General features: G+C 70.0%; 1 protein-coding gene. It reads left to right on the top strand.

The annotated features are described in order from the left end of the window. Positions 1-357: 357 nt before the first annotated feature. Positions 358-813: protein-L-isoaspartate O-methyltransferase (locus G3I71_RS44960; RefSeq protein WP_164324672.1), on the top strand; the 456-nt coding region annotated here is incomplete at its 3' end.

Here is an 813-nt window from a genome sequence, read left to right as displayed (position 1 = left end):
TGCCCGTCAACTCCGCTGCCGCTGCCTCAGGCACACAGCGGCGCTGCGATCGCATCGCGGAGAGGCCGTGGCCGGCCGGATGGGGCGGACCTCCGAGGCCGCGTCGCCCACCAGCCCGAAGAGTGCGCAGCACGCCACCTGTCGGCCGGTCCGGTCATGCGAGACCATGCTGTAGGTCACCGTGGCGATCGAGGGAGACACAATGGGTGAACACGAGAAGCCGAAGCCCGATCCCGGCCAAGGCACTCCTCCCCCCGGCAACTCGGACGGACAGGTCCCGCCAGCTCCCCCGCAAGACGGAAAGCACAAGAAGTAGGAGCCGTTGTGTCCCATCTCGGTGAGCGTCACCATCGTCTGATGGCCGACATGGAGCAGCGCGGGGAGTGGCCCGCCGCTTCCTCTTGGATCCGCTCCGCTGTCGATGCCGTGCCACGGCATCTGTTCGCTCCGGACCGGCTCTGGTCCTGGGACGGGCACCGCTATGTCGCGGTGGATCGTGGCGCCGACGCCGACGCGTGGGCCGATGTGGTCTACGGCAGCCCCTACGACGCGGCCGTCACCCAGGTCACCGATGGTCTGCCCTCGTCGAGTCTGTCCTGCCAGTCGGTGGTCGTCGACATGCTCGACTCGCTGCGGCTGGAGGCGGGGATGCGCGTGCTCGAGCTGGGCACCGGAACGGGCTGGAACGCCGCCCTGTTGGCGTGGCGCGCCGGCCCCGGGCAGGTCACCAGTATCGAGGTGGACCAAGGACTCGCCGATCAGGCCCGGCGACGGCTGGAGGCGTCGCACGCCGAGGTGACCGTCGAGGCCGCC

Origin of the sequence: Streptomyces sp. SID12501 (assembly GCF_010550245.1) — a bacterium.
In the GTDB taxonomy this organism is placed as follows: Bacteria; Actinomycetota; Actinomycetes; order Streptomycetales; family Streptomycetaceae; genus Streptomyces.
This window is presented reverse-complemented; position numbering and strand designations above follow the sequence as displayed.